23 protein-coding genes and 1 pseudogene are annotated in these 22,781 nt (G+C 36.0%); 18 read left to right on the top strand and 6 right to left on the bottom strand.

The features are described from left to right. The first annotated feature begins 126 nt into the window (after positions 1–126). The 13 genes and pseudogenes from JFU18_RS10320 to JFU18_RS10260 form a co-directional block, all read left to right on the top strand. Positions 127–1,221, top strand: coding sequence for a response regulator aspartate phosphatase (locus JFU18_RS10320; protein WP_016093155.1), 1,095 nt, complete (start codon positions 127–129; stop codon positions 1,219–1,221). Beyond that, positions 1,221–1,469 (top strand): Phr family secreted Rap phosphatase inhibitor, encoded by a 249-nt coding sequence (locus JFU18_RS10315; RefSeq protein ID WP_201034814.1) that lies wholly within the window; start codon positions 1,221–1,223, stop codon positions 1,467–1,469. Before JFU18_RS10320 ends, JFU18_RS10315 begins: the two co-directional genes overlap by 1 nt. A 239-nt stretch (positions 1,470–1,708) precedes the next feature. After that, the gene (locus tag JFU18_RS10310; protein WP_016093153.1) at positions 1,709–2,581 is read left to right on the top strand and encodes an alpha/beta fold hydrolase; all 873 of its coding nucleotides are present in this window, start codon (positions 1,709–1,711) and stop codon (positions 2,579–2,581) included. 76 nt (positions 2,582–2,657) lie between these two features. Beyond that, on the top strand, positions 2,658–2,858 hold the full coding sequence (locus tag JFU18_RS10305) for a sporulation YhaL family protein (protein WP_002087191.1): 201 nt from the start codon (positions 2,658–2,660) through the stop codon (positions 2,856–2,858). A 215-nt stretch (positions 2,859–3,073) separates the two neighbouring features. Continuing rightward, positions 3,074–3,304 carry a hypothetical protein gene (locus tag JFU18_RS10300; RefSeq protein WP_201050304.1) on the top strand — a complete coding sequence of 77 codons (231 nt, stop codon included), beginning with the start codon at positions 3,074–3,076 and terminating at the stop codon, positions 3,302–3,304. 284 nt (positions 3,305–3,588) lie between these two features. Continuing rightward, the gene (locus tag JFU18_RS10295) at positions 3,589–4,038 is read left to right on the top strand and encodes a helix-turn-helix domain-containing protein (protein WP_002087188.1); all 450 of its coding nucleotides are present in this window, start codon (positions 3,589–3,591) and stop codon (positions 4,036–4,038) included. A gap of 90 nt (positions 4,039–4,128) precedes the next feature. After that, positions 4,129–4,689 (top strand): glycerol uptake operon antiterminator GlpP, encoded by a 561-nt coding sequence (gene glpP / locus JFU18_RS10290; RefSeq protein WP_000394293.1) that lies wholly within the window; start codon positions 4,129–4,131, stop codon positions 4,687–4,689. 227 nt (positions 4,690–4,916) lie between these two features. Next, positions 4,917–5,738, top strand: coding sequence for a glycerol uptake facilitator protein GlpF (glpF, locus tag JFU18_RS10285; RefSeq protein ID WP_002134791.1), 822 nt, complete (start codon positions 4,917–4,919; stop codon positions 5,736–5,738). Between the two features lie 12 nt (positions 5,739–5,750). Beyond that, the gene (glpK, locus tag JFU18_RS10280; RefSeq protein WP_002011107.1) at positions 5,751–7,241 is read left to right on the top strand and encodes a glycerol kinase GlpK; all 1,491 of its coding nucleotides are present in this window, start codon (positions 5,751–5,753) and stop codon (positions 7,239–7,241) included. Positions 7,242–7,374: 133 nt separating this feature from the next. Continuing rightward, the gene (gene glpD, locus JFU18_RS10275) at positions 7,375–9,057 is read left to right on the top strand and encodes an aerobic glycerol-3-phosphate dehydrogenase (protein WP_078422061.1); all 1,683 of its coding nucleotides are present in this window, start codon (positions 7,375–7,377) and stop codon (positions 9,055–9,057) included. Positions 9,058–9,171: 114 nt separating this feature from the next. After that, complete coding sequence (locus JFU18_RS10270; protein WP_061674045.1) at positions 9,172–9,504, top strand: PadR family transcriptional regulator; 333 nt, start codon at positions 9,172–9,174, stop codon at positions 9,502–9,504. Then, positions 9,497–10,270, top strand: coding sequence for a VanZ family protein (locus JFU18_RS10265; protein WP_201034816.1), 774 nt, complete (start codon positions 9,497–9,499; stop codon positions 10,268–10,270). The genes JFU18_RS10270 and JFU18_RS10265 overlap by 8 nt, the downstream gene beginning before the upstream one ends. A 544-nt stretch (positions 10,271–10,814) precedes the next feature. Beyond that, positions 10,815–11,510: pseudogene (locus JFU18_RS10260) on the top strand (FtsW/RodA/SpoVE family cell cycle protein); the annotation flags it as partial. A 57-nt stretch (positions 11,511–11,567) separates the two neighbouring features. Here JFU18_RS10260 and JFU18_RS10255 read toward each other — a convergent pair. Next, entirely contained in the window at positions 11,568–12,053 is a 486-nt protein-coding gene (locus JFU18_RS10255) for a MarR family winged helix-turn-helix transcriptional regulator (protein WP_201032617.1), read from the bottom strand. Positions 12,054–12,336: 283 nt separating this feature from the next. Between JFU18_RS10255 and JFU18_RS10250 the strand changes: the two genes are divergently transcribed. The 4 genes from JFU18_RS10250 to JFU18_RS10235 all read left to right on the top strand — a co-directional run bounded on the left by JFU18_RS10250 (position 12,337) and on the right by JFU18_RS10235 (position 16,798). After that, a complete protein-coding gene (locus tag JFU18_RS10250; protein ID WP_201032618.1) occupies positions 12,337–12,702 on the top strand; it encodes a DoxX family protein in 366 nt (121 codons plus the stop codon). Positions 12,703–12,864: 162 nt separating this feature from the next. Further along, positions 12,865–14,256: an MFS transporter gene (locus tag JFU18_RS10245; protein WP_201032619.1), complete on the top strand. Its 1,392-nt coding sequence runs from the start codon at positions 12,865–12,867 to the stop codon at positions 14,254–14,256. Positions 14,257–14,278: 22 nt separating this feature from the next. After that, on the top strand, positions 14,279–15,727 hold the full coding sequence (locus JFU18_RS10240; RefSeq protein WP_201034817.1) for an MDR family MFS transporter: 1,449 nt from the start codon (positions 14,279–14,281) through the stop codon (positions 15,725–15,727). A gap of 414 nt (positions 15,728–16,141) precedes the next feature. Beyond that, entirely contained in the window at positions 16,142–16,798 is a 657-nt protein-coding gene (locus tag JFU18_RS10235; protein ID WP_201050303.1) for a CPBP family intramembrane glutamic endopeptidase, read from the top strand. 53 nt (positions 16,799–16,851) lie between these two features. Here the strand turns inward: JFU18_RS10235 and helD are convergent, their stop codons facing one another. From helD to JFU18_RS10220, 3 genes are all read right to left on the bottom strand, one after another. Beyond that, positions 16,852–19,188 (bottom strand): RNA polymerase recycling motor HelD, encoded by a 2,337-nt coding sequence (gene helD / locus JFU18_RS10230; protein ID WP_201034818.1) that lies wholly within the window; start codon positions 19,186–19,188, stop codon positions 16,852–16,854. A 294-nt stretch (positions 19,189–19,482) separates the two neighbouring features. Continuing rightward, entirely contained in the window at positions 19,483–20,349 is an 867-nt protein-coding gene (gene prsA / locus JFU18_RS10225) for a peptidylprolyl isomerase PrsA (protein WP_201032623.1), read from the bottom strand. Between the two features lie 447 nt (positions 20,350–20,796). After that, entirely contained in the window at positions 20,797–20,991 is a 195-nt protein-coding gene (locus JFU18_RS10220; protein ID WP_000172693.1) for a hypothetical protein, read from the bottom strand. A 118-nt stretch (positions 20,992–21,109) separates the two neighbouring features. Here JFU18_RS10220 and JFU18_RS10215 point away from each other — a divergent pair, with 118 nt between their 5' ends. Beyond that, the gene (locus JFU18_RS10215; RefSeq protein WP_002134804.1) at positions 21,110–21,445 is read left to right on the top strand and encodes a DUF1878 family protein; all 336 of its coding nucleotides are present in this window, start codon (positions 21,110–21,112) and stop codon (positions 21,443–21,445) included. A 5-nt stretch (positions 21,446–21,450) separates the two neighbouring features. Here the strand turns inward: JFU18_RS10215 and JFU18_RS10210 are convergent, their stop codons facing one another. Both JFU18_RS10210 and JFU18_RS10205 read right to left on the bottom strand, forming a co-directional pair. Next, on the bottom strand, positions 21,451–22,008 hold the full coding sequence (locus JFU18_RS10210; protein ID WP_002134805.1) for an HTH-type transcriptional regulator Hpr: 558 nt from the start codon (positions 22,006–22,008) through the stop codon (positions 21,451–21,453). A gap of 299 nt (positions 22,009–22,307) precedes the next feature. Further along, entirely contained in the window at positions 22,308–22,670 is a 363-nt protein-coding gene (locus tag JFU18_RS10205; RefSeq protein ID WP_002011120.1) for a YtxH domain-containing protein, read from the bottom strand. Between the last annotated feature and the right edge of the window lie 111 nt (positions 22,671–22,781).

Below are 22,781 nucleotides of genomic sequence, written 5' to 3'. Positions count from 1 at the left end.
AATTCATTTAAATTATAAATTTTCTGACAATTATTTTTCAATACATAGAAAAGAGGTGATAATATACAATTTGAATAATTGTATAAATATCCCAAATTTATAATTTGGCAAGGGAGAGGCGAAGGTATGGGAACGAATATAGTAACGAAGGAGCAAATGAAACATTCTTTAGATGATTGGTATCGTGTAATGTTGAAGCAACATATAGAGAAAGCTACGGAAATGAAAGAAGAGATTGATAGTACGATTAGTGGGTTGGACGTGGATCAAGATGTATTGCTTTATCATACATTATTGAATTTTAGATATGATGCATTAGTTGATTGGATTTCAATTAGAGAAGATAGTTTTGATAAAGTGGAATCTTTCGAAATTCCGGAAGAAGGCTTTCTAGCGTATTACTATCATTTTTTTAAAGGATTTCATTGCACATTAATTTCAAATTATAACGAAGCGAAAGAACAGTATGAACAAGCTGAGAAGCTATTGAAATCTATTGCAGATCCGATAGAGTATGCGGAGTTTAATTATCGGATGGGGAATTTCTATTATCAAAAATATGACCAAGTTCATGCAATAGATTACTTGAATAGAGCTAAAGCGGCATTTTTGAAATATCCAGGCTATGAAATAAAAGTAGGATTATGTGAAAATGCTTTTGGACTATGTTGCGTAGACATAGATCACTATGAATTAGCGGAAGAGAACTTTAATGCTGCTATGGAAGTATTGCAAAAAGCAAATCAAAAAAAATATATGCTAATGGTTCGACATAATTTAGCTTGGCTTTATGCCAGTCAAAACCTTTCAGAATTAGCGATTCGCCATATATCTGAGGTGACAAAAAATTACCCAGAACATTTTAAAGCCTTGTTTGTAGAAGCACGTGAACATTACAAATTAGGAGAATATAATTTAGCGAATCCAATTGTTGAAAAAGGTTTAAATATTTGTATTGATTTAGGTGAAAAAGAATTTCAACATCGGTTTAAAATTTTGAAAGAACTCAATGGAAATTCTTCTATATCAATTATTGAAGATGTAATTTTAAAAGGCCTTTCTTATTTTGAGAGAGAAAGATTATGGGATTGTATTCAAGAATACACTGAAATTTTAGCAATGAAATTTTATGAGGTTGATGATCATGTTAAGGCAAGTAAATATTTTTATATGAATAATAAGGCTCAAAAAAATATATTGGAAAAGGGAGCGTTAAACTAATGAAGAAATTTCGTTTAGCTATTGTTGGGGCTGCATTAGTAGGGGGATTATCAATTGGATTCAATAGTTCTTTTACAAATCAATCTGTAAATATAGGTGACACGGGAGGGGCACCAGCAAGACCAGACTACGTTAATATAGGGGACACGGGAGGAGCACCAGCAAGACCAGACTACGTTAATATAGGAGATACAGGTGGAGCACCCGCAGATAATAAAGGCGATGGCGGCGGAGTAAGCCAACTATAATAACAAAGAAAAGGACTTCAACAGGAAGTCCTTTTCTTTGTTATTAGGCCATGTAGAGAAAAGAATTGACTTACTTTAAATATGTAACTATAATAGTTACAAAATAACCATCATTGATAGAAATGAGTTATATTTTTTTAATATAATTGTAACTAAAGTGGTTACAATTAAAAAAGAACATAAAACAACCAAATAATGTAAAAACTTTAAATAGCAACAAGAGAAAGGAGACGGGAATTTTGAAACGGTTTAAATTTTATTTTATTAGCGGTATTGTGCTCGTTTTGTTAATAGTATGTAACTTCGTTGATAAGCCGATTGCAAAGGTTGAAGAAGTGAAAGATACTGTGATGATGAGGCTGAATACGAAAGAGAGTATGGCGCAGATTGATGGGCAGACGATTTATTTTAAGCAAATTGGTGAGGGGAAACCGCCTTTACTTATGCTTCACGGATTTGGTGGTTCTTCAGATGGGTTTGGTGATATTTATCCGGAACTTGTAAAGGATCATACGATTATTGCGGTTGATATTTTAGGGTTTGGGCGTTCTTCTAAGCCGGTTGATTTTCAGTATTCGTTTCCTGCGCAAGTAAATTTATATTATAAGTTAATGAAGAAACTCGGATATGATCAATTCGCAGTACTTGGTCATTCGATGGGCGGAGAGATGTCTCTAAATTTAGCGTATTTATATCCGGATGCAGTAACGCATCTCGTTTTAGCGGATTCTACAGGAATAGAGTCTTTCCAGCAAAAAGAAAGTTATGAAGTGCCGCCACTATCGACAGACTTACAAACTGTAACAGAGATTACAGATTATAATAAAAATGAAGTGAAAAATAGTCGTGATGATAAAGAGCATTATGATCAGCTTACGAAAATGAGAGAGCGCCGCATTGCGATGGAAGCAGATAAAATTAAGGTACCGACTTTAATTATATGGGGACGACACGATAAGAGTGTTTCTTGGAAAAATGGTGAACTGTATCATGAGCTATTTGCAAATAGTACGTTCCATATCATTGAAAAAGGATACCACGCACCGTTTCGCCAGGAACCAATAGAGTTTATGGAATATGTACAAGCGTTCTTCGCGAAGAATCCACAATAAAATTTAAGCATAAATCCACTTCTTTCCTCATAAAGTGAAACTAATAAGGCTTGTCTAAGGAAAGGGATGAACGAAAGTGGAAACTTTACCATGGTGGATTTATCTTGTAATCATTGGGATTGTACTAAGTGGCTACATGGTTTTATATACTTCGAAAAAAGAGCAAGAGATGGATAATGATTTTATCGAAAAAGAAGGCGAAGTATATATGAAGCGTTTAGAAGAAGAGCGAGAGAAACGGAATCAGGATAGTGATAAAGATTCGGTATTGCTTTAATAGAAAAAGTTTGAAGAAGAGAAAAGTATTTTATTTCTCTTCTTTTTTGTTGTATGAAATATTTGTATAAAAGTATATGTTACGTTTAGTAGCTGTTATTTTAAAATTTAAGATTTATTAAATAAAAATATAATTGATTATTGCTGGAGGATACTATATATTCAAAATAATTAATATATAGTTTTAGTGTTTTTTTAGAAGGGATGAAAACTAACATGAATACAAAAAAAATTCAAACCTATGTAGCGTTGTCAACAAAAGACTGGAGTGCTGAAACATTAGTAAGAACCTTAGAAGAGATTGTAGCTTCGTCAAAAGAATATGAAAATGATTATGTTGAGATTCATCAAGTTTTAGAAACGGTAGTAACAGAAGTTGAAGTTGAGTATGTAATCATTTTAAATCATACGAGAAACTTAGATGATTTGGGGAAATGTCTTAAATAACAAAGTCCAAATACTGTTTATAAAAAAGGACGTAATCAGTATGACAGAGGAAAAACTTTCGGTTTTACTTTAATAGAAACTTTTAAAGAAGAGAAATGGATTTTATTTCTCTTCTTTTTATTGTTCGGGAAATTATTATAGAAGAAAAACATATGAAATCGCCATGATACATAGCGTCATTTTTAGATGTAACGCACAAGTTGCACAGGTTACGCAACGATAACTAGCTTTACTCTTCATCATTTATTTGACCATACTAGACATAGAGAGGTGATAAACACAGTATGATTTTTAGTGAACGTTTAAAAGAAGAAAGGGAAAAAAGAAATTGGTCGCAAAATGATTTGGCTGAAAAAATTCATGTAAGTAGGCAGTCTGTTTCGAAATGGGAGACGGGAAAGAACTATCCGAGCATTGAAATTATTATTCATTTAAGTGATCTGTTCGGTATTACAATTGATGAGTTATTGAGGAGTGATGAAGAGTTGACGCAAAAAGTAATTGAGGATAGTAAGCAATTAGCGTATCCGAAATGGAAGGTGTTTTTCGATAGTCTATTTATGATGGGCGTATTTTTATTTATTACAAAAATCGTTGTATGGGCGTTAAATAAGTTTGCAGGAGCAAGCATTACAATTGTCGCAGATGCACCATATGTAATGAATTTTTTACCGCTCCTATTAATGATTATAGGTGGTACGGTTTCTGATAAGTTGAAGAAAATATATAGATAAGAGAAAGATTTGTAAGAAATCCCCTACACTAGCTGTTCTTTTCACCCAAATTGTGTACTATAAAGGATAGATAGGAAGGGGACGTTTAGAATGGAATTTCATGAGCAAAAGATTTTGCCGGCAGTGAGGCAAATTAAAGATTTGGAGAAGCTATTACATAGTTCGTATGAGTATATTGTTATTTTAGATATTCATGTCGGTCAATTGAAGAGTGTTGTGTCGCTCGCGAAGCAGCATAATAAAAAAGTATTTTTACATGTGGATTTGATCCATGGATTACAAAGTGATGGGCATGCGACGGAGTTTTTATGCCAAGAATATAAACCGTACGGGTTATTATCGACAAAGGCGAGCGTAATTATGAAGGCGAAGCAAAAAGGTGTCGTCTCCATTCAACGCATCTTTTTAATTGATTCTAGCGCAATGGAAAAGAGCTGTAATTTGCTAGAAAAGACGAAGCCGGATTATATAGAGGTGCTTCCTGGTGCGTTAACGGGTGTCATTGCTGAGGTGAAAGAGCGTACAGGTGTACCAATTTTAGCAGGTGGTTTTATTCGAACGGTAGAAGACGTTGAAAGAGCGTTAAATGCGGGTGCGACAGCAATTACGACATCGAAAAAAGAACTATGGAAACATTACCAAAAAAAGTGACGAAAATGTGAAAAAATTCTGTTGACACCGCTTTCATTAAGGGTTAACATTATAGACAAGTTAATAAACGTGACGGAGAAAAGAAGAGATCCACATTTTATTGTTTCTATATATATTATATAGAAGCATGTAAGCTGTGGATCTTTTTCTTTTGAAAAAAACGAATGGCCATTCATTTTACCTCTATCACTTTTCGAAAGCATTTAAATTGATTGTGGAGGGATTTTATGTCAGCATTTTTAGGGGAATTAATAGGGACTGCATTGTTAATCTTACTTGGTGGCGGCGTTTGCGCTGGTGTAAGTTTAAAGAAATCGTTTGCGAAAGATTCTGGTTGGATTGTAATTACAATGGGTTGGGGTCTAGCGGTTGCTATGGCAGCGTATGCAGTTGGATCAATTAGTGGGGCACATTTGAATCCGGCTTTAACGATAGGACTTGCGTTTAAGGGAGCGTTCCCATGGAGTGACGTACCTATGTATATCGCAGCACAAATGATTGGGGCAATTATCGGGGCAGTTCTTGTATATTTACATTACTTACCACACTGGAAAGAAACAGAAGATCCAGGAACAAAGTTAGGTGTATTTGCAACAGGTCCAGCAATTCCGAACACATTTACAAACCTTTTAAGTGAAATGATTGGAACATTCGTTTTAGTATTTGGTATATTAGCAATTGGAGCAAATAAATTTGCAGATGGTTTAAATCCATTTATCGTTGGTTTCTTAATTGTAAGTATTGGTTTATCATTAGGTGGAACAACAGGATACGCAATCAACCCAGCTCGTGATTTAGGTCCGCGTATTGCACACTTCTTCCTTCCGATTGCAGGAAAGGGCGGTTCAAACTGGAAGTATGCATGGATCCCAGTAGTTGGTCCAATTCTAGGTGGATCACTTGCAGGATTATTCCATCAAGTTGTATTTGAAGGAAAACAAAATTCAGCACTTATTTATGTGATTATTACAACTGTGATTGTACTAGCAATCTCTTATATGACAAGTAAAAAAAGTGAAGCTACTACAAATAGTAGAAAAGTAGCATAGGGGGAAACTGATATGAAAAAATATATTCTTTCATTAGACCAAGGAACAACAAGCTCACGCGCAATTCTTTTCAATAAAGAAGGAAAAATCGTTCATTCAGCTCAAAAAGAGTTTACACAACATTTTCCAAAGCCAGGCTGGGTTGAGCATAATGCACAAGAAATTTGGGGATCTATTTTAGCAGTTATCGCAACTTGCTTAAGCGAAGCAGATGTGAAGCCAGAACAAATCGCTGGTATCGGTATTACGAACCAACGTGAAACAGCGGTTGTATGGGATAAAACGACTGGAAAACCAATTTATAACGCAATCGTATGGCAATCTCGTCAAACAGTTGAAATTTGTGATGAGTTAAAAGAAAAAGGTTATAGCGAGATGGTTCGCGAAAAAACAGGTCTTTTAATTGATGCATACTTCTCTGGTACGAAAGTAAAATGGATTTTAGATAACGTTGAAGGTGCAAGAGAAAAAGCAGAAAACGGCGAGTTATTATTCGGAACAATTGATACATGGCTTGTATGGAAATTGTCTGGCGGTAAAGCGCACATAACAGATTACTCAAATGCATCACGCACATTAATGTTTAACATTCACGACTTACAGTGGGATGATGAGCTTCTAGACATGTTAACAGTACCAAAGAGCATGCTTCCAGAAGTACGTCAATCATCTGAAATATATGGAGAAACAATTGATTATCACTTCTTCGGTCAAAATGTACCGATCGCAGGTGTAGCTGGTGACCAGCAAGCAGCATTATTTGGACAAGCTTGTTTCGGTGAAGGTATGGCGAAGAACACTTACGGAACTGGTTGCTTTATGTTAATGAACACAGGCGAAAAAGCAGTAGCTTCTGAGCATGGCCTATTAACAACAATTGCATGGGGTTTAGATGGTAAAGTGAATTACGCATTAGAAGGAAGTATTTTCGTAGCTGGTTCTGCAATTCAGTGGTTACGTGACGGACTGCGTATGTTTAAAGATGCGAGCGAGAGCGAAGTGTACGCTAGCCGTGTTGAATCAACTGAAGGTGTATACATAGTACCGGCATTCGTAGGACTAGGTACACCGTATTGGGATAGTGAAGTACGCGGCGCTATGTTTGGTGTAACACGCGGTACGACGAAAGAGCATTTCATTCGTGCAACGCTAGAATCTTTAGCATACCAAACGAAAGATGTACTATGCGCAATGGAAGCAGATTCAGGTATTGAACTAAATACATTACGCGTTGATGGCGGAGCAGTTAAGAATAACTTCTTAATGAAGTTCCAAAGTGATATTTTAGACGTTCCTGTAGAGCGTCCAGTGATCAATGAAACGACAGCTTTAGGTGCAGCATACTTAGCTGGTCTTGCGGTTGGATACTGGAAAAACCAAGATGAAATTAAAGCACAGTGGCATATGGACAAACGCTTTGAACCAACGATGGAAGCGGAAACAAGCGAAGAGCTATATGCTGGATGGAAAAAAGCAATTGAAGCAACTAAAGCTTTCAAATAATCATAAACAGTGCTATAATGATGACAAGTTAATAATTCGGTAGGAGATTTGGAGAGACCACAACACGCTATAGAGGCGAAATCTATAGCGGAGCTTGTGGTCTCTTTTTTCGTTATCAAAGGGAGGAATTACCATGAAATTTTCAAGTAAACAACGTAAAGACGTATTAAATGGAGTAAATAAACAAGAGTTAGATGTGATCGTAATTGGTGGAGGTATTACTGGTTCTGGTATTGCATTAGATGGGGCAACACGCGGTTTATCAACGATTGTGTTTGAAATGCAGGACTTTGCAGCAGGTACATCAAGTCGTTCAACGAAACTTGTACACGGCGGTTTACGTTATTTAAAACAACTTGAAGTGAAAATGGTAGCAGAGGTGGGGAAAGAGCGTGCGATCGTATATGAGAACGGTCCCCATGTAACAACACCGGAGTGGATGTTACTTCCGTTCCATACAGGCGGCACGTTCGGGTCATTCAGTACATCAATCGGTCTTCGTGTATACGACTTCTTAGCAGGTGTAAAACGAAGCGAGCGCAGAAAGATGTTTAACCGTGAAGAAACGCTAAATAAAGAGCCTCTTGTAAAACAAGAAGGATTAAAAGGCGGCGGTTACTACGTAGAATATCGTACAGACGATGCGCGTCTTACAATTGAAGTAATGAAAGAAGCGATTGAACATGGTGCGAAAGCTGTTAACTACGCAAAAGTAGACAGTTTCTTATATAAAGATGGAAAAGTATGCGGTGTACGTGTAATCGATTTACTAGACGGAGAAGTGTATGAAGTTTACGGTAAGAAAATTGTAAACGCAGCTGGTCCTTGGGTAGATACACTTCGTGAAAAAGATAATTCTAAAAAAGGGAAAGTACTTCAGTTATCAAAAGGTGTGCATTTAGTAATTGACCAAAAACGTTTCCCATTAGGGCAAGCAATTTACTTTGATACACCAGATAAACGTATGGTGTTCGCGATTCCTCGCGAAGGAAAAACGTACGTAGGTACAACAGATACGTTCTATGATAAAGACGCAGCTGTACCACACATGACAACAGAAGATCGCACATATATCATTAATGCGATTAATTACATGTTCCCAAGCGTGAAAATTACAGAAAAAGATGTGGAATCAAGCTGGGCTGGTGTACGTCCGCTAATTTATGAAGAAGGTAAGAATGCATCTGAAATTTCTCGTAAAGATGAAATTTGGACTTCTGAATCTGGTTTAATTACAATCGCGGGCGGTAAATTAACAGGATACCGCAAAATGGCTGAAATGGTAGTAGACTACGTAACGAATCTATTACAAAAAGAAGGACATAGCGCATATAAGAAGAGTGATACGAAACATATGCCAATCTCTGGTGGTCATGTAAGTGGTTCACACGGATTCCCGGCATTTGTTGCGAAAAAAGCAGGCGAAGGTACGAAATATGGTTTAACGACAGCACAAGCGGAAAAATTCGCGAAATTCTACGGCTCTAACGTTGACGTACTGTTTGACTTAGCGAAAAAACATAAAGACGAAGCGAAAGAATACAACATGCCGATAGACGTTCTAATCCCGCTTGTATACGCAATGGATTACGAAATGACAGCGAAACCAGTTGACTTCTTCGTACGCCGCAGAGGCGCTGTATTCTTCAACATCCACTGGGTATACGAGTGGAAAGAAGCAGTAATCAACTACATGGCTGCGAAACTAGGCTGGAGCAAAGAAGAGCAAATGAAATACACAGCTGAACTAGAAAAAGCGTTAAGCGACGCTGTAATTCCTGTAGATCAACAAGAGCAGGCGGCTGCGTTAGCGTAAAATAGAGAACCACCTGAAGGGGAGCCTTTAGGTGGTTTTTTTATGGGGTATTATTTCAATTGTGTTGCATAACGACATATGTTGTTATACGATGTATATAAGGAGGTGGTATTGTTGGACAAAGAAATCTTGAAGGGAAGTATAGATATTTTATTACTTTCTATCATTGCAAAACGTGATACATATGGATATGAAATAGCCCAAAGTTTAAAGGATGCAAGTGAAGATTTGTATAGTATGGGGCAGGGAACTTTGTATCCAGCTTTAAAGCGATTAGAAAAAAAAGAATTTCTTGAATCTTATTGGAATCAATCTGAGAATGGGATGAAAAGGAAATTTTATACTATTACAAGTAAAGGGAAAAAAGAATTGCAGAAGAAAGTGAACTCTTGGGAGCGTGTAACATCATTAATTCAAACTTGTCAGAAAGGAGTTATTTATGAGTGAATTTGATGAGTATATTAAGTCCATTTTAGCTTATTCAGAACTTAGTAATATTGAACAGGATGAGCTATTTCTAGAAATATATGATCACTTGAATAGCTTGAAAGAAGAATATATGGAACAAGGTATGAACGAAAAAGAAGCGATTTATAAAGCGATTCAAAGTTTTGGCGAATCAAAAGTTATTGGTTTAGAGATTAATCAATCGGTATACGAAGTTCCTAGGCCATTAAAGGTAGTATCAAAAATTTTATGTATTCCTTATATAATGATTTGTTTTATTGTCTTTTTAGGAGCGTTTATTTCAAATTCTACATTTGACTCTGTTCGTAGTTTGACAGGTGGAACTGTCTATCATCCTATTGAATTTTGGCAGCAATTTTTACATATATCTGATTTAGAAACGCTGTTACAACTTTTTGGAATAACACTTTGGCAAATTAAAGATTTTATTGCGCATCCGGGTCTGTGGGGAAACTCAACTTATTGGTTAATCGTTTTACAACATATAATATTGTTAGTTCCATTTGGATTTTTCGTTCCAGTGTTGATTAATAAAGTGACTAACTATAAGAAAGCTTGTAAGTGGTATGTTATGGCCTTTCTTGCTTGGGAGTTATTACATTTACTAACTTTATCTGATGTTTTTGATGTGTGGCGGATTGCTATAAATATGATTGGTGCATCGATAGGATATCTTTTATTTATAAGCATGATACAAATGGATAATAAATTTAGGGTTATGCGCAAGAAGATATTTGAAAATTAACTTGCTATCATGAAGTTAAAATTATATACATTTAGTTCGATGGTAATAGAGTATCACTGAAAACATAGATATTATGTATTGAGCCGATTTTTTATACTCGTAATAAGTGTTGTTAGTTATTTATTCATACTGTTATGAAACTGCTGCATAATCCGTCTTTATTGGTGCTATAGAAGATGAGAGCGTCGAAATGAAATACACAGCCGAGCTAGAAAAAGCATTAACAGATATGCTGTAATTCCTCTGTAGATCAACAAGAGCAGGCAGCTGCGTTAGCGTAAAATAGAGAACCACTTGAAGGAGGAGCCTTTAGGTGGTTTTTGTTTTATTATGAATGCGCTAAAATTTTAACGATAGAGTGTTGTATTATAATAAAAGTTGCTGATTTGTAAAAAAATCCATCTTGTAGAATTTTTTTCAAATCAGCAACTTCTATTAAATGAACGTTAGTAAAATAAAAAATTTACTCTTAGCAAAGAAAAATTAAAGTTTCAAAAAACGGTATGGACATTTCCAACCGTTTTTTTATGAATTTATAAAACTTTTCCATAACAGTAGATTAAAATTTATACATCTTTTCATGCTGTACGTATTTTCTTTATATCTATTTTTAACGACATCAATTCTTTTACCAATTTTCATTTATATTACGATGGTATTTGTTATGCTTTGGTGGAGTAAGTTAGGAAAGAAAACGGCATGGCTCATTACAATGTTACCAATTTGTTTCTTTATTATTAGGGATTTACTTTCATGGTCTGCCGTAAAAGAATACCGGATAGCTAGAATTTTAGGGTTTTTAAACCCAGCGCATGATCAATGGGATTTACGTTTAAAAGAGGCGATGTCTTCAGCAGGTTGGTTTGGTACATATGGAAATATAAAGTCTATCCCTGCTGCCCATACTGATTTTGTATTCGCGAGTTTGACTTACTATTATGGATATGTGCTTGCGCTAGTTCTTGTCTTGATTCTTTCTCTTTTTGTAGTAAGAATAATGGTTATATCTTATAAAATAAATGATCGATACGGTAAATTGCTTCTCGTTGGTGGAGTAACTCTTTTCGTATTCCATTTCGTTTATAACGTTGGCATGATCCTAGGGATATTACCGCGCGTTTCTATATCATTGCCCTTTATTAGTTACGGCTTGATACCAACTTTGTTTCACGCATTTATAATGGGGATTGTGCTAAGTGTATATCGCCGTAAAGATATTTTAGTGAGAAAATCAGCTTAAAAAACAAACCACCCGTTCCCTATATTCTTTAGGGCATAGGTGGTTTTATTTGTACACTTAACAAGTTTTTCCGTTTTCAACTTCTCCGCATGAATCTGGAATTTGCTTATCTTTTATTAATAGTAATAGAAGTTCAAAAAACTGTTCGCGTTGCTCTAATGTGAGGTTTTTCAGAATATCGTCTGCGACCTTGTCTTGGAAAGCGAGCGCCTTTTCCATATTGGAGTGCGCACGTTCAGTAAGTTGAATTAATGTAGCTCGGCGATCAGTTGGATCTGGTATACGAATGAGGAGCTTGTCTTGTTCGAGTGCATCGACAAAATCGGTAACTGTACGTGCTTTGACCCCTAATTTAGCAGCTAATGCATTCATTCGAATGGGGCCGTTTTCAGAAACGGTGGATAGAACGCGTAGCCTTGGCCCTGTTAGATGATACGGTGTGTCAAGGGATGACAATTGAGATTGAAATTCTCTTTGAACATAGTTGGTCGATTGCATTAAGGTGTGGATGACATCTATTGCAGTTGGATAATTTGATTTCATGAATGGAATGACCTCCCCAGTGTTTTTATAGTTCATTTTTGCACGTTTCATAAATATATTGTATATTATTAGTGAGTATCCTCTTTATATTATAAACGATTAGTGAGTAACTTCATTATCTTGTATACTCATAATGTGTAATAGCGGGATAATTACTATTATAACGGATGCTGGGTTCTATAGAAAATGATAATAGAGCGAGGTGTATCTATGTAAGGAATTTCAAAGCGTTTCATTATTCAATAGCAATACCCTTAAAAACATATATAACGGAGGATTGTACATGACTATTGTAGCACTAGTACTTCAATGTTTATTAATTTTCGCATTTTTCTTTTCAAGTGTTAGTAAAATCGCAGGAGCAAAAATGCAAGTAGAAGCTTTCTCTCATTTAGGTTTACCTCAATGGTTCAGAGTTGCGACAGGTTGGATCGCTTTAGCAGGAGTGGTTGGACTGATTTTTGGTTTCTGGAATGAGGTAATACTAGTTTTAGCAGCATTATGGATTGCTTGTATTATGTTAGGAGCTGTATTGTCCCATATTCGTGTTAAAGATCCAATCGGAAAAATAATGCCGGCAGCAGTGCTTATGATTTTAGCGCTAATTCTTGCGGTCGTTCATTCTTCAGCAATAACAGAACTTCTGTAAAGTAAATTGTAGATTAGTAGATTCGAATGACTGCAGGCTGAAACTCGGCTTGTACGATAAAAATGATATCCTCATTATAATAAAATAGTGAGGATATTCATTATGTTGATACTCATTTAAATTTATATAGATTTAAGTGAAAGAGAAAAGGAGGTCTACACTATGGTAGATAAATCATCACAAAACGCGGATAAATTGCTAGGAGTTTTAGTAGTTACGCTAATATTTTCGGTTATGAATGGTACGATGTTTAATGTAGCTCTTCCTGAGATAGGTAAAGAATTCAACCTTGTTCCTTCAGAGGTTAGCTGGATTATGACTAGTTATATGGTCGTTTATGCGGTTGGTTCCATCGTGATGGGAAAACTGGCGGATAAATATCGGCTAAAGGATTTGTTAACGTATGGACTACTTATTTTCGCTCTAGGTTCTTTGCTTGGCCTACTTGCTACTGAGTATTGGGTTATCATTTTGGGGCGTGTAATTCAGGCAGCGGGAGCTTCTGTTCTTCCTGCGACAGCGATGATTATTCCAGTCAGGTACTTTGCACCAGAGAAAAGAGGGCGTGCGCTTGGAACTTCAGCAGTTGGTTTAGCACTTGGTAATGCTTTAGGCCCTGTTGCTGCAGGACTAATCACAAGCTTTGGAAGCTGGAGACTCATGTTTGTTCTTTCTTTACTACCGCTTCTAACGCTTCCTTTCTTTAGGAAGTATTTAGACAATGCGAAAGGGAAGGTGGGGAGTATTGATATTCTTGGCGGAGGGCTATTAGCTGTATCAGTCACGTTCTTCTTGCTTGCCATTACGCAGATGCAAGTATTGCTATTCCTAGGAGGGATTGTTACGTTAGCTTTCTTCATTCTTCGGATTAGAAAAGCTACGGAACCTTTTATTAAACCGACTCTGTTTAAAAATAAGAACTTTTCGATTGGGTTGCTCATTGCTTTTATGACGACAGCAATGAGCTTTAGCATGACATTCATGACGCCGCAATTTCTATCGGCAGTAAATGGATTGACTCCTTCGAATATTGGCTTTGTTTTAGTTCCAGCTGCAATTGCTTCCGCAATTATGGGAAGAAAGGGAGGAAGGTTGGCTGACACTCGGGGCAACTTTGCGCTCGTTTTTATTGCCTCGGTATTCATATTCCTTGCTTTCTCATTATTATCTACTTTTATTGGGACCTCAGCTTTTGTCATTGCATTGATTTTAATTTTCGGAAATGTAGGACAGACTTTTATGCAGATTTCGATGTCTAATACTATTTCACAAACACTGTCAAAGGAGGAGACAGGTGTTGGAATGGGATTACTGTCGATGATTAATTTTATATCTGGTGCGATGGCCATGAGTGTAGTAGGGAAATTGCTTGACGGTGGTTCTACTTCACTGCAATTCAATCCTTTTATTGCAAATCACGCTGCAAATATGTATAGTAATATTTTTGCCGTCATGTCACTCTTGATCATAATTGTAGTTGTGCTGTATCGCCTTCAATTTGGTAGGGGTGCTTCTACGTTAAATATGACTAGCAAAGGTAATAAAAACTTATAAAAGAATACAAGGAGGTTTATGTATGAATGCTCAAACTGCGTCTGTTTCTTCGCAGTCAAAGGAGTTTGACAATGTGAAAAAACTCCCAATTTTAATATCGATGATAATTGGAGCTTTTTTTACCATTTTGAATGAAACATTATTGAACGTTGCTTTTCCGCAATTGATGATTGAGTTGAATGTAACACCATCGACTCTTCAATGGCTTTCAACAGGGTACATGCTTGTAGTTGCTGTACTAATTCCAGCTTCTGCTTTATTAGTACAATGGTTTACAACGAGACAAGTATTCATAGGTGCTATGGTAGTCTTTACTTTAGGTACACTTGTAAGTGCAATTGCGCCTGGGTTTTCCATACTATTGATTGGTCGCTTGTTACAAGCCGCGGGTACGGGATTAATGATGCCCGTATTAATGAATACGATTCTCCTTCTATATCCTCCAGAGAAGAGAGGAGCGGCAATGGGGAGTATTGGGCTTGTTATAATGTTTGCTCCTGCCATTGGACCAACGCTTTCAGGCATTATTCTTGAAACATTGAACTGGAGATGGCTATTTTATATCGTCCTTCCATTTGCGATTTTTTCCATCATTTTTGCGTTTATCTATTTAAAGAATGTCTCTGAACCTACTAAACCAAAAGTAGATGTGTTATCCATTCTTTTATCTACAATTGGATTTGGCGGGATTGTTTATGGATTTAGTAGCTCAGGTGAGGGATGGGATAGTTTCCAGGTGTATGGAATAATCTTAATTGGTCTCGTAGCAATTTTCTTCTTCGTATTCCGTCAATTGAAATTGAAAGAGCCATTACTAGATCTTAGTGCATTCAAGTATCCGATGTTTACTCTAACAACAATTTTATTGACGATAATGATGATGACGATGTTCTCCACAATGACGTTACTACCATTTCTATTTCAAGGTGCTTTAGGCTTAACCGTCTATGCAACTGGTCTTATCATGCTTCCAGGTAGTCTATTGAATGGTATGCTTTCCCCAGTTTCAGGGAAGCTCTTTGACCGATTTGGCCCAAGAGCGCTTATTATTCCTGGGACGATATTATTAGCAGGTGTGATGTGGTTCTTTACACAGGTGACGACAGATACGTCTAAGATAACTTTCATCATATTACATGTCAGTATGATGGTAGCCATTTCAATGATCATGATGCCAGCGCAAACGAATGGTTTGAACCAACTTCCGCGTAGATTTTATCCTCACGGAACAGCTATTTTGAATACCTTATCGCAAGTGGCGGGTGCGATAGGAGTTGCTTTCTTTATCAGTATTATGACTTCCGGACAAAAGAAATATTTGGATAAATCTCTAAATCCAACTGACCCAGCTCAATTGACTGAAGCGATGGTTTCAGGCGTGCATAACGCTTTTACGATTGGATTTGGTTTGGCACTACTTGCAGTCGTTGTAGCTTTGTTTATAAAACGTTCGCAGACCCCGGAAAATTAAGGAGTTTGAAGTGAAAAGGGTATGCTGAGGGTTGCTCTATTTACTTGAAAGAAACTATTAATTAGGTTGTTAGATTTTCTTGATTCAACTTTATGGGTATCGTGTTAAGTATATATCGCGTAAAAATCTTTCATTTAGAATGAAAAAATAATTTGATGATTTGAAGTGAATCCTGAAAACGGGGCGCATATCAAAACACCTAAACCATCCGTTCTCTATATTCTTTAGGGGATAGGTGGTTTTATTTTTCTTGAATTAGCACAGCTTTTTTATACCTATAATGTAACGGTTCTAACTTAGCGATAAAATTCATAATATCTTCAAAATTCTCCCATTCAGTCTCCGGATTGATAGTAGGTAATCGTGCTATAATATATTCGCAATTAACGAAATAATAAGAAAGAAGGGCTTATTGTGGAAACAAAGCTTTTAGAAACAGAGAAGAAAATTGATTCGAAATCTCTTTTAGCTTTGGGGTTATTGATGATTACCGGGATTGCATATCAATTATTAGGAAGTGTTTTGGGAGGTACTATACCACATTTATTAGGAATGATTCTTGAAGCTTCATGGAATCTTGTATTATGTGGAATTATTGGATACTATTTTTTAGGGAAAATATCGTTAGAGCAATTTAAACATTTTAAATTTAAGACATTACTTTGGGGTTTACCTTTAGTAGTTATCGTAGGTGTAATTTCCGGCGCTATATTTAATTACATTTTTGAACCAGCAACTAAAAATTCTGTTGCAGAAGTAATAAGTATTTCTATGATTTTATTCCGTGTACCATTTATGCTAATGGGCGAAGAGTTGCTTTGTACCAATGTAATTATTGCATTACAAAAATTAGGGTTGAAATTTGGCACGGCATCAATCATATGTAGTGTCTTGTTCGCTTTGTGGCATATTCCGACTTATGGTTTCGTGCCAATGCAGTTATTAATAACTATAATTCCAATTAGATTGGCACTAAATTATGTATGGAAAAAATCCAATAGTGTTTGGGTAAGTTGGATTTGCCATTATATTTATGATAGTTTAGCATTCATACAATTTTTTCTGAAATGATATATTCTATTTTAAAGGTGTAAATCTTGCATAAAAAAACACCTTGATAAAAATCAAGGTGTTTTCGTTATACATTTAAAACTCTCCGTATCAGCCCCTGTTACAAAAGGACTAACCTCACCAACGCTATAAAGCTGCAATTCATGCATTGCGCGTGTACAAGCAGTGTAGAACAATCTACGTAGGCTCTCATCGCTGTACACATCTTTAGAAGCATCGTAAATAATAACAGCATCAAATTCGATACCCTTCGCTAAATAAGCAGGGATAACGACGATGCCTTGCTCATACTCGGCTGAGTTACTTTTCACAAGTTTAATATTCTCGATATGACTGAGTGCCTCGTATGCAGCGGCACTTTCAGCCGCGGATTTACATATAATTGCGATCGTATTGTGCTGTTGTTTTTGTAGTTCAGCAACTTTAGAAGTGATACGATCATGCAGTTCGCTGTAATCAGAAACTTTAGTCACTGTAGGCTTCTCACCGTCACGTTCAAATGCGTTAATGTTCTTTCCTTCCGGTACGAGATAGCGTGTGAATTCAATAATCGGTTTTGTTGAGCGATAGCTACGAGTTAAGTTAATGCCGTTCGTTTCATCTGGTCCGTATAAGCTAGTAAGTGTATTGAAATTCACTGCTTCACTCGCATGGGCAAATATCGCTTGGTTAAAGTCTCCGAGTACTGTCATTTTTGCGGCAGGGAATAAGCGTTTTAAAAACTCGAACTGAAACGGAGAATAATCTTGTGCTTCGTCTACGAGTACGTGTTTAATTGATCTGTTCGTTTGGAAGCCTTCAATTAATTCTTTTAAAAGTAAAAATGGAGTCGCATCCTCGTAATGTAGCTTTCCTTCATCAAGCATGTTCACAGTTAATGAGCAAATTTTGTCCCATTCTTTAGGCTTTTCGCCAGTAACCCATGATGCATCTGTGAAGAGTTGTTTATATATTCCTGTGAAATTGATGAAGCGCAATGTTTGAACGCCTTTACGCAACGGTTTTAATTTTTTGCGGACAATCATACGTCCAAGTACTTTCGTTTCTTTCTCATAATCATTAAAGGAGTTGTCATCAAACTCGCCTTTTTTCTGTAAGTATTTATAAGCTTTTTGATACTCATCTTTACTAAGTAGTTCAATTTCTTCTTCTACCCAAGGCTTTTTCAGTTCTGTTTTTTCAATTGTGTCTATTTGTTTGTTTAGCCAATCCGTTAACTTCTCAATTCGATTATGGAAGCGGAGGGAGGAATCAGTATTATAAAATTGCTCTGTAATTTCTTTAGCAGAGGCAATCAATTTCCCTCTAAATTTCATTCCTCTAAATAGCATGCCTGAAGATTCAAGAGATTGTCTGTACGCTCTAATCATCTCGAAAAATTGAGTAGATGCTTTAAATCGAATGCTCGCATTTCGAGTTTTATAATTTGCGCTATTCGTTTCAGTTAGCATATATTCTAATTGCTCGTAAGGATCCTCAACATCAAATGACTTACTTAGTCTATGGTTTAAATATTCTTGGAATGTAACTTGCTGCATATTTTCTTCACCGAGTTCTGGCAGTACGTTAGATACGTAGCTGTTGAACATGGAGTTAGGGGAGAAGAGAATGATTTGATCTGCTTTTAGCCATTCGCGATATTTATATAGTAAATAGGCGATTCGCTGCAGGGCAGCTGACGTTTTACCGCTACCAGCAGCTCCTTGCACGATAAGTAGTCGCCCTTCATCGTGACGGATAATTTCATTTTGTTCGCGCTGGATAGTAGCAACGATACTTTGCATATGTTTGTTTGTTCCTTTTCCGAGCGCTTGTTGCAGAATTTCATCTCCAATTGTGAGGCTCGTATCGAACATAGAATCAATCTCGCCATTCTGAATAATATATTGTAATTTTTTCTCCACATTGCCGTGGATTACGCCTCCTGGTGTACTGTACTCAGCCGGTCCTGGTGGATAATCGTAGTAAACACTTGAAATAGGTGCGCGCCAATCGTATATAAGAAAGTTTTCTCCGCTTGCATCAGTAAGTGTAGCTACGCCGATATAAATTTTCTCCGCAGCAGATTCTCCTTCTTCTTTGAAATCAATTCGTCCGAAATAAGGTGCTTTATGCATGCGTCTTAATGCGGCAAGTCGATTAAAGGTGTGCTTATGGGTAATTTGTGTGACAGCTAGTGATTGAGCTTGTTGTCTTAAGTTGATAACTGTTTCAAGATAATCATCAAAAGTATCAGTATTCACTTTCACGTCATCCCAAAAGTGTTTACGAATATGGATTACTTCCGCCCGGCGTCTGCCAGTTTCGTTTTCCAGTTTATCAATTTGCTCCGTAATCGTTTCTATTACGGTATCCAATCGTTTTTGCTCTTGATCAAGTTTTTTGTTCATACGTAAGCACTCCTTTAAAAGTGAAAAATAGAGGTTGACTGAAGATGTGTTTTGGTGTACAATTAAGATACGGATAAATACATTCTTTTGTTTTTAGTGAATGCGTTTCTGTACTAATTTACCATAGTTTTTTAATTTAATCAATGATAATAAGATAAACCTTGGTTTCGTGTTGCACGAAACCAAGGTTTTTTTGTGTTGAATGGAGTAAGGTGAGGGAGTATATCGATTTATCGGTAAAAAACTACTACAAAATAAAAAAAGCTTGGGGCTACCCAAGCTTTTTTTATTTCATTATTTCTTTTCTTCTTTTTTATCGTCAGCTTTTTTCTCTTCGAAAAGATCTTTCAAATCTTTATCGTCAACTTTTACGTCAGCTTTTTTGATTTCTTTCATCATAAGATCGTTCATGAATTCGCCGTCTTGTGCTTTCTTCGCAACTAACTCTTTTTTCAGGTCAGCTTTTGATTGCTCAAATGATTTTTCTGGTTCTTTAATGTCTGTTACTTTAATGATATGGTAACCAAATTGTGTTTTTACAGGCTCGCTTACTTCATCTTTTTTCAGTTTATAAGCAGCATCTTCGAATTCTTTAACCATTTTACCATGTTCGAAGAATCCTAAGTCGCCACCTTTTTCTTTTGAAGCAGTATCTTCAGAGTATTGTTTCGCTAACTCTTCGAAAGATTTACCTTGTCCAAGTTCTTCTTTAACCTTTTTAGCAGTCGCTTCATCTTTTACAAGAATGTGGCTTGCCTTAACTTGAGGCTTGTAGTTATCTTTTAATTCTTTATCAGTGATTGTTTTCTCGATAGCTTGTTCTTGAGCTAATGAAGCGCGAACGCCATTTTTAACTGTTTCTTCTTTAAGGCCTTGTTGTTTCATTAGTGTATCGAATTGGTCACCGACTTGCTTTTTCATTTCATCGAACTTTTTGTCTACTTCTTTTTCATCGACTTTGTAGTTTTTAATAAGTACTTTTTCCATAACCATGTTATTTAGTACTTGTTTACCAGCTTGTGTCTTCATTTGATTGTAGAACTCTTCTTTAGTGATGTCACCAGCTTTAGATGTAACAATTTTGTCTGATGATGATGGTGTTCCACATGCTGATAATGCGATTACACTTGTTGCGGCTAAGGCAAGCATAGCTTTCTTCATTCAATAAACACTCCTACTATTATGTATTTTTAATTTATCCCATACGAATGAAGAAACGCCTTATGATAGGTTATTTTCGTTCATAAGAACCTGATTAAGTCTCACTGATGTCTTTGCTTTTTTTATATGTAAAAGCACGCTTAACAGGGCTTACCGAGGCTTTAGGATAAAGTTTAGATGCGTGTCGTTTATTTCATAGTATAAGCAATATGTACAAAATTTAATATATCATATTTCGACGGGTTTTCCTATTGATAAAGAAATTTTAACCAGTTTGTGTCAGATTTTGAAAGGGTACCATATTGGGCGGATGTCGCATATACAGAAAAGAGGAGGGGATGGGGGATGAATTCAAAACTTATTTTATTACTTGTACTGTTTATTTTATTAGTTATAGTAGGTATAATTTGCTTATAGAGGAAAAAAATGAGGAAGGGGCTTCCTTCCTCACTTTCCATGAAATATAATTTCTACATAACTAGAAATTAATAGAATGGTAATACATACATTAATAACTCGAAAGACACCGGGCTGGCGGCTCGCAGATATTTGTTTTCGCTCACACAGTGTATGTGTCATGAAATTCGTGTAAAATATAACAAGAAGTGCGAATGCAACAAAAACAACGGTTATAAGAGTCATGAGGCGAGACCTCCTTTTGGCTAAAATACATATACTTTATATATTGTATCATACGATATTTTGTTCGTGTTACAAAATTCAGAAATAGAAGACTTTGTGTTAGGAAGCGAGGGAGAAAATGGACGTTGTAAGAAGACTAGAACAAGCTGAATACTACGTAGACCTACTATTTAAAATGATTGATGAAGAAAAGTGTCCATTTTATTCTTTAATCATAAAGAAAAAAGCTCGTAAAAAAGACATTGAACGTATACTAAAACTTTGTGAAAAACTGAACGAACAATATGTAGTGGAGAAAGCAGAAGGCCTTCTATTGTTTGATGCGCTATTAGATCAATTTGAAAAAGCGCTTCCACATCAGCTCGAAGTACACGAAACTGCGGAAGCGCTAGCAAAACAAGGTTTATTTAAGCCGCTTATGAATGAATTCTTAAGCATGATTGCGAAAAAATAAATAGATTATTTCTTAACTAACTTTTGATCAGATTCCGTAAAGTTCTCCTCAATATCTTCTAATGATTTCTCAAAAATATCGATGAAGTCTTGTCCGTAAATATTACGCAGGATTGCAATCAGTTCGATATTTTCTGGGAACTTACCGTAAAAATTACGAAGTTCAAGTGCTCCATTAAAAACAGAATTATTTTCAGGATCATACTCCTCCATTAAGCGAAGCAGTAATTCTTCCCCTTTGTCTGTAATTTCAATGTACGTATTTCGTTTATCATCTTCTTTTTTTGAGAATATAAGATAGCCGCGTTCTTCAAGCTTTTTAGAGAAGTTAAACGCCGTTGATACGTGCATAACTCCAAACTTAGCAATCTCAGAAATAGAAGCCCCTTTTAAATGATAAGCGATGGTTAAAATGTGATGCTCATTAATGTTTAAATCGTAAGGTTTAATCCATTGTTGCCAATCTTTCTCTACGCATTTCCATAACGCTTTCGATAATTGAGCAATACGTTGGCTGAAAATCATCGCTTCTTTTACCGAGTAATTTTTTTCTCCACTTTTCATTTACTCACCCACTTTAACATTCTTTTTTCATTATTATCTATTATGCCAGTAAAATAAAAATTAATAAAGTCTTTTTGTGAGAATTGTGAAAATTTTTCGGAAAAATAACATTCTATACAAATCATGCATAACTATGGAAGCGTTTTATGAGTCGAGAATACATGTGTTGTCTTTACATGTTAAGGGATAACATATATTGTAAATGCATAAAAACACGGCATATCTATGTGATATGCCGTGTTAAGGTCAATTTGTATGAAAAATATTTGTTATATGCAAAAAACTAAGCAGGAATATGTTTACGCTTTTTCTGGAACGGCTTCTTGTAGTTTCTCAATTGACTTTTGAATGTCTAAAATTTCTTTTTCAATATGTCGTTTGTTTTGAGAAATATCTTGTTTCCAGTTAGAAAGCGTGTCATGCATATCGTCTTTTAGTTCTTGGAATACTTCTTTACCTTCTGAAGCAGTTTCAACGATTTGACGCTTTAATAACTTCGTATCAGCTGTAATATCAGCCAATGTCTTTTTAATATCAGTTCCTTTTTCTTTCAGCTTACCGCGCATAGCTTTACCAGAAGAAGGAGTTGAGAAAAGAACGGCTAGTCCAGCAACTGCTCCGCCGCAAAGTACACCTGTAATAAAGGATTTAGCTTTTGACATAAAAGGAAACCTCCTTATTTTTCGTTCGTATTCATGATGTATAAAAGTGTGCATACCTTTAAGACAAGGGGAAGAAAAGTGAGCTTTTCTCTCTTGTACATGCTATGCACA

Origin of the sequence: Bacillus sp. TH22, assembly GCF_016651015.1 — a bacterium.
In the GTDB taxonomy this organism is placed as follows: Bacteria; Bacillota; Bacilli; order Bacillales; family Bacillaceae_G; genus Bacillus_A; species Bacillus_A mycoides.
The sequence above is the reverse complement of the archived record's forward strand: the minus strand, read 5'-3'. Positions and strand labels throughout refer to the sequence as shown.

Excerpts from the sequence above, each read along its gene's own strand:
- JFU18_RS10320 (WP_016093155.1), top strand. The coding sequence starts at position 127 with ATGGGAACGAATATAGTAACGAAGGAGCAAATGAAACATTCTTTAGAT.
- JFU18_RS10315 (WP_201034814.1), top strand. The coding sequence starts at position 1,221 with ATGAAGAAATTTCGTTTAGCTATTGTTGGGGCTGCATTAGTAGGGGGA.
- JFU18_RS10300 (WP_201050304.1), top strand. The coding sequence starts at position 3,074 with ATGAATACAAAAAAAATTCAAACCTATGTAGCGTTGTCAACAAAAGAC.
- JFU18_RS10295 (WP_002087188.1), top strand. The coding sequence starts at position 3,589 with ATGATTTTTAGTGAACGTTTAAAAGAAGAAAGGGAAAAAAGAAATTGG.
- glpP (WP_000394293.1), top strand. The coding sequence starts at position 4,129 with ATGGAATTTCATGAGCAAAAGATTTTGCCGGCAGTGAGGCAAATTAAA.
- glpF (WP_002134791.1), top strand. The coding sequence starts at position 4,917 with ATGTCAGCATTTTTAGGGGAATTAATAGGGACTGCATTGTTAATCTTA.
- glpK (WP_002011107.1), top strand. The coding sequence starts at position 5,751 with ATGAAAAAATATATTCTTTCATTAGACCAAGGAACAACAAGCTCACGC.
- glpD (WP_078422061.1), top strand. The coding sequence starts at position 7,375 with ATGAAATTTTCAAGTAAACAACGTAAAGACGTATTAAATGGAGTAAAT.
- JFU18_RS10265 (WP_201034816.1), top strand. The coding sequence starts at position 9,497 with ATGAGTGAATTTGATGAGTATATTAAGTCCATTTTAGCTTATTCAGAA.
- JFU18_RS10255 (WP_201032617.1), bottom strand. The coding sequence starts at position 12,053 with ATGAAATCAAATTATCCAACTGCAATAGATGTCATCCACACCTTAATG.
- JFU18_RS10250 (WP_201032618.1), top strand. The coding sequence starts at position 12,337 with ATGACTATTGTAGCACTAGTACTTCAATGTTTATTAATTTTCGCATTT.
- JFU18_RS10245 (WP_201032619.1), top strand. The coding sequence starts at position 12,865 with ATGGTAGATAAATCATCACAAAACGCGGATAAATTGCTAGGAGTTTTA.
- JFU18_RS10240 (WP_201034817.1), top strand. The coding sequence starts at position 14,279 with ATGAATGCTCAAACTGCGTCTGTTTCTTCGCAGTCAAAGGAGTTTGAC.
- helD (WP_201034818.1), bottom strand. The coding sequence starts at position 19,188 with ATGAACAAAAAACTTGATCAAGAGCAAAAACGATTGGATACCGTAATA.
- prsA (WP_201032623.1), bottom strand. The coding sequence starts at position 20,349 with ATGAAGAAAGCTATGCTTGCCTTAGCCGCAACAAGTGTAATCGCATTA.
- JFU18_RS10220 (WP_000172693.1), bottom strand. The coding sequence starts at position 20,991 with ATGACTCTTATAACCGTTGTTTTTGTTGCATTCGCACTTCTTGTTATA.
- JFU18_RS10215 (WP_002134804.1), top strand. The coding sequence starts at position 21,110 with ATGGACGTTGTAAGAAGACTAGAACAAGCTGAATACTACGTAGACCTA.
- JFU18_RS10210 (WP_002134805.1), bottom strand. The coding sequence starts at position 22,008 with ATGAAAAGTGGAGAAAAAAATTACTCGGTAAAAGAAGCGATGATTTTC.
- JFU18_RS10205 (WP_002011120.1), bottom strand. The coding sequence starts at position 22,670 with ATGTCAAAAGCTAAATCCTTTATTACAGGTGTACTTTGCGGCGGAGCA.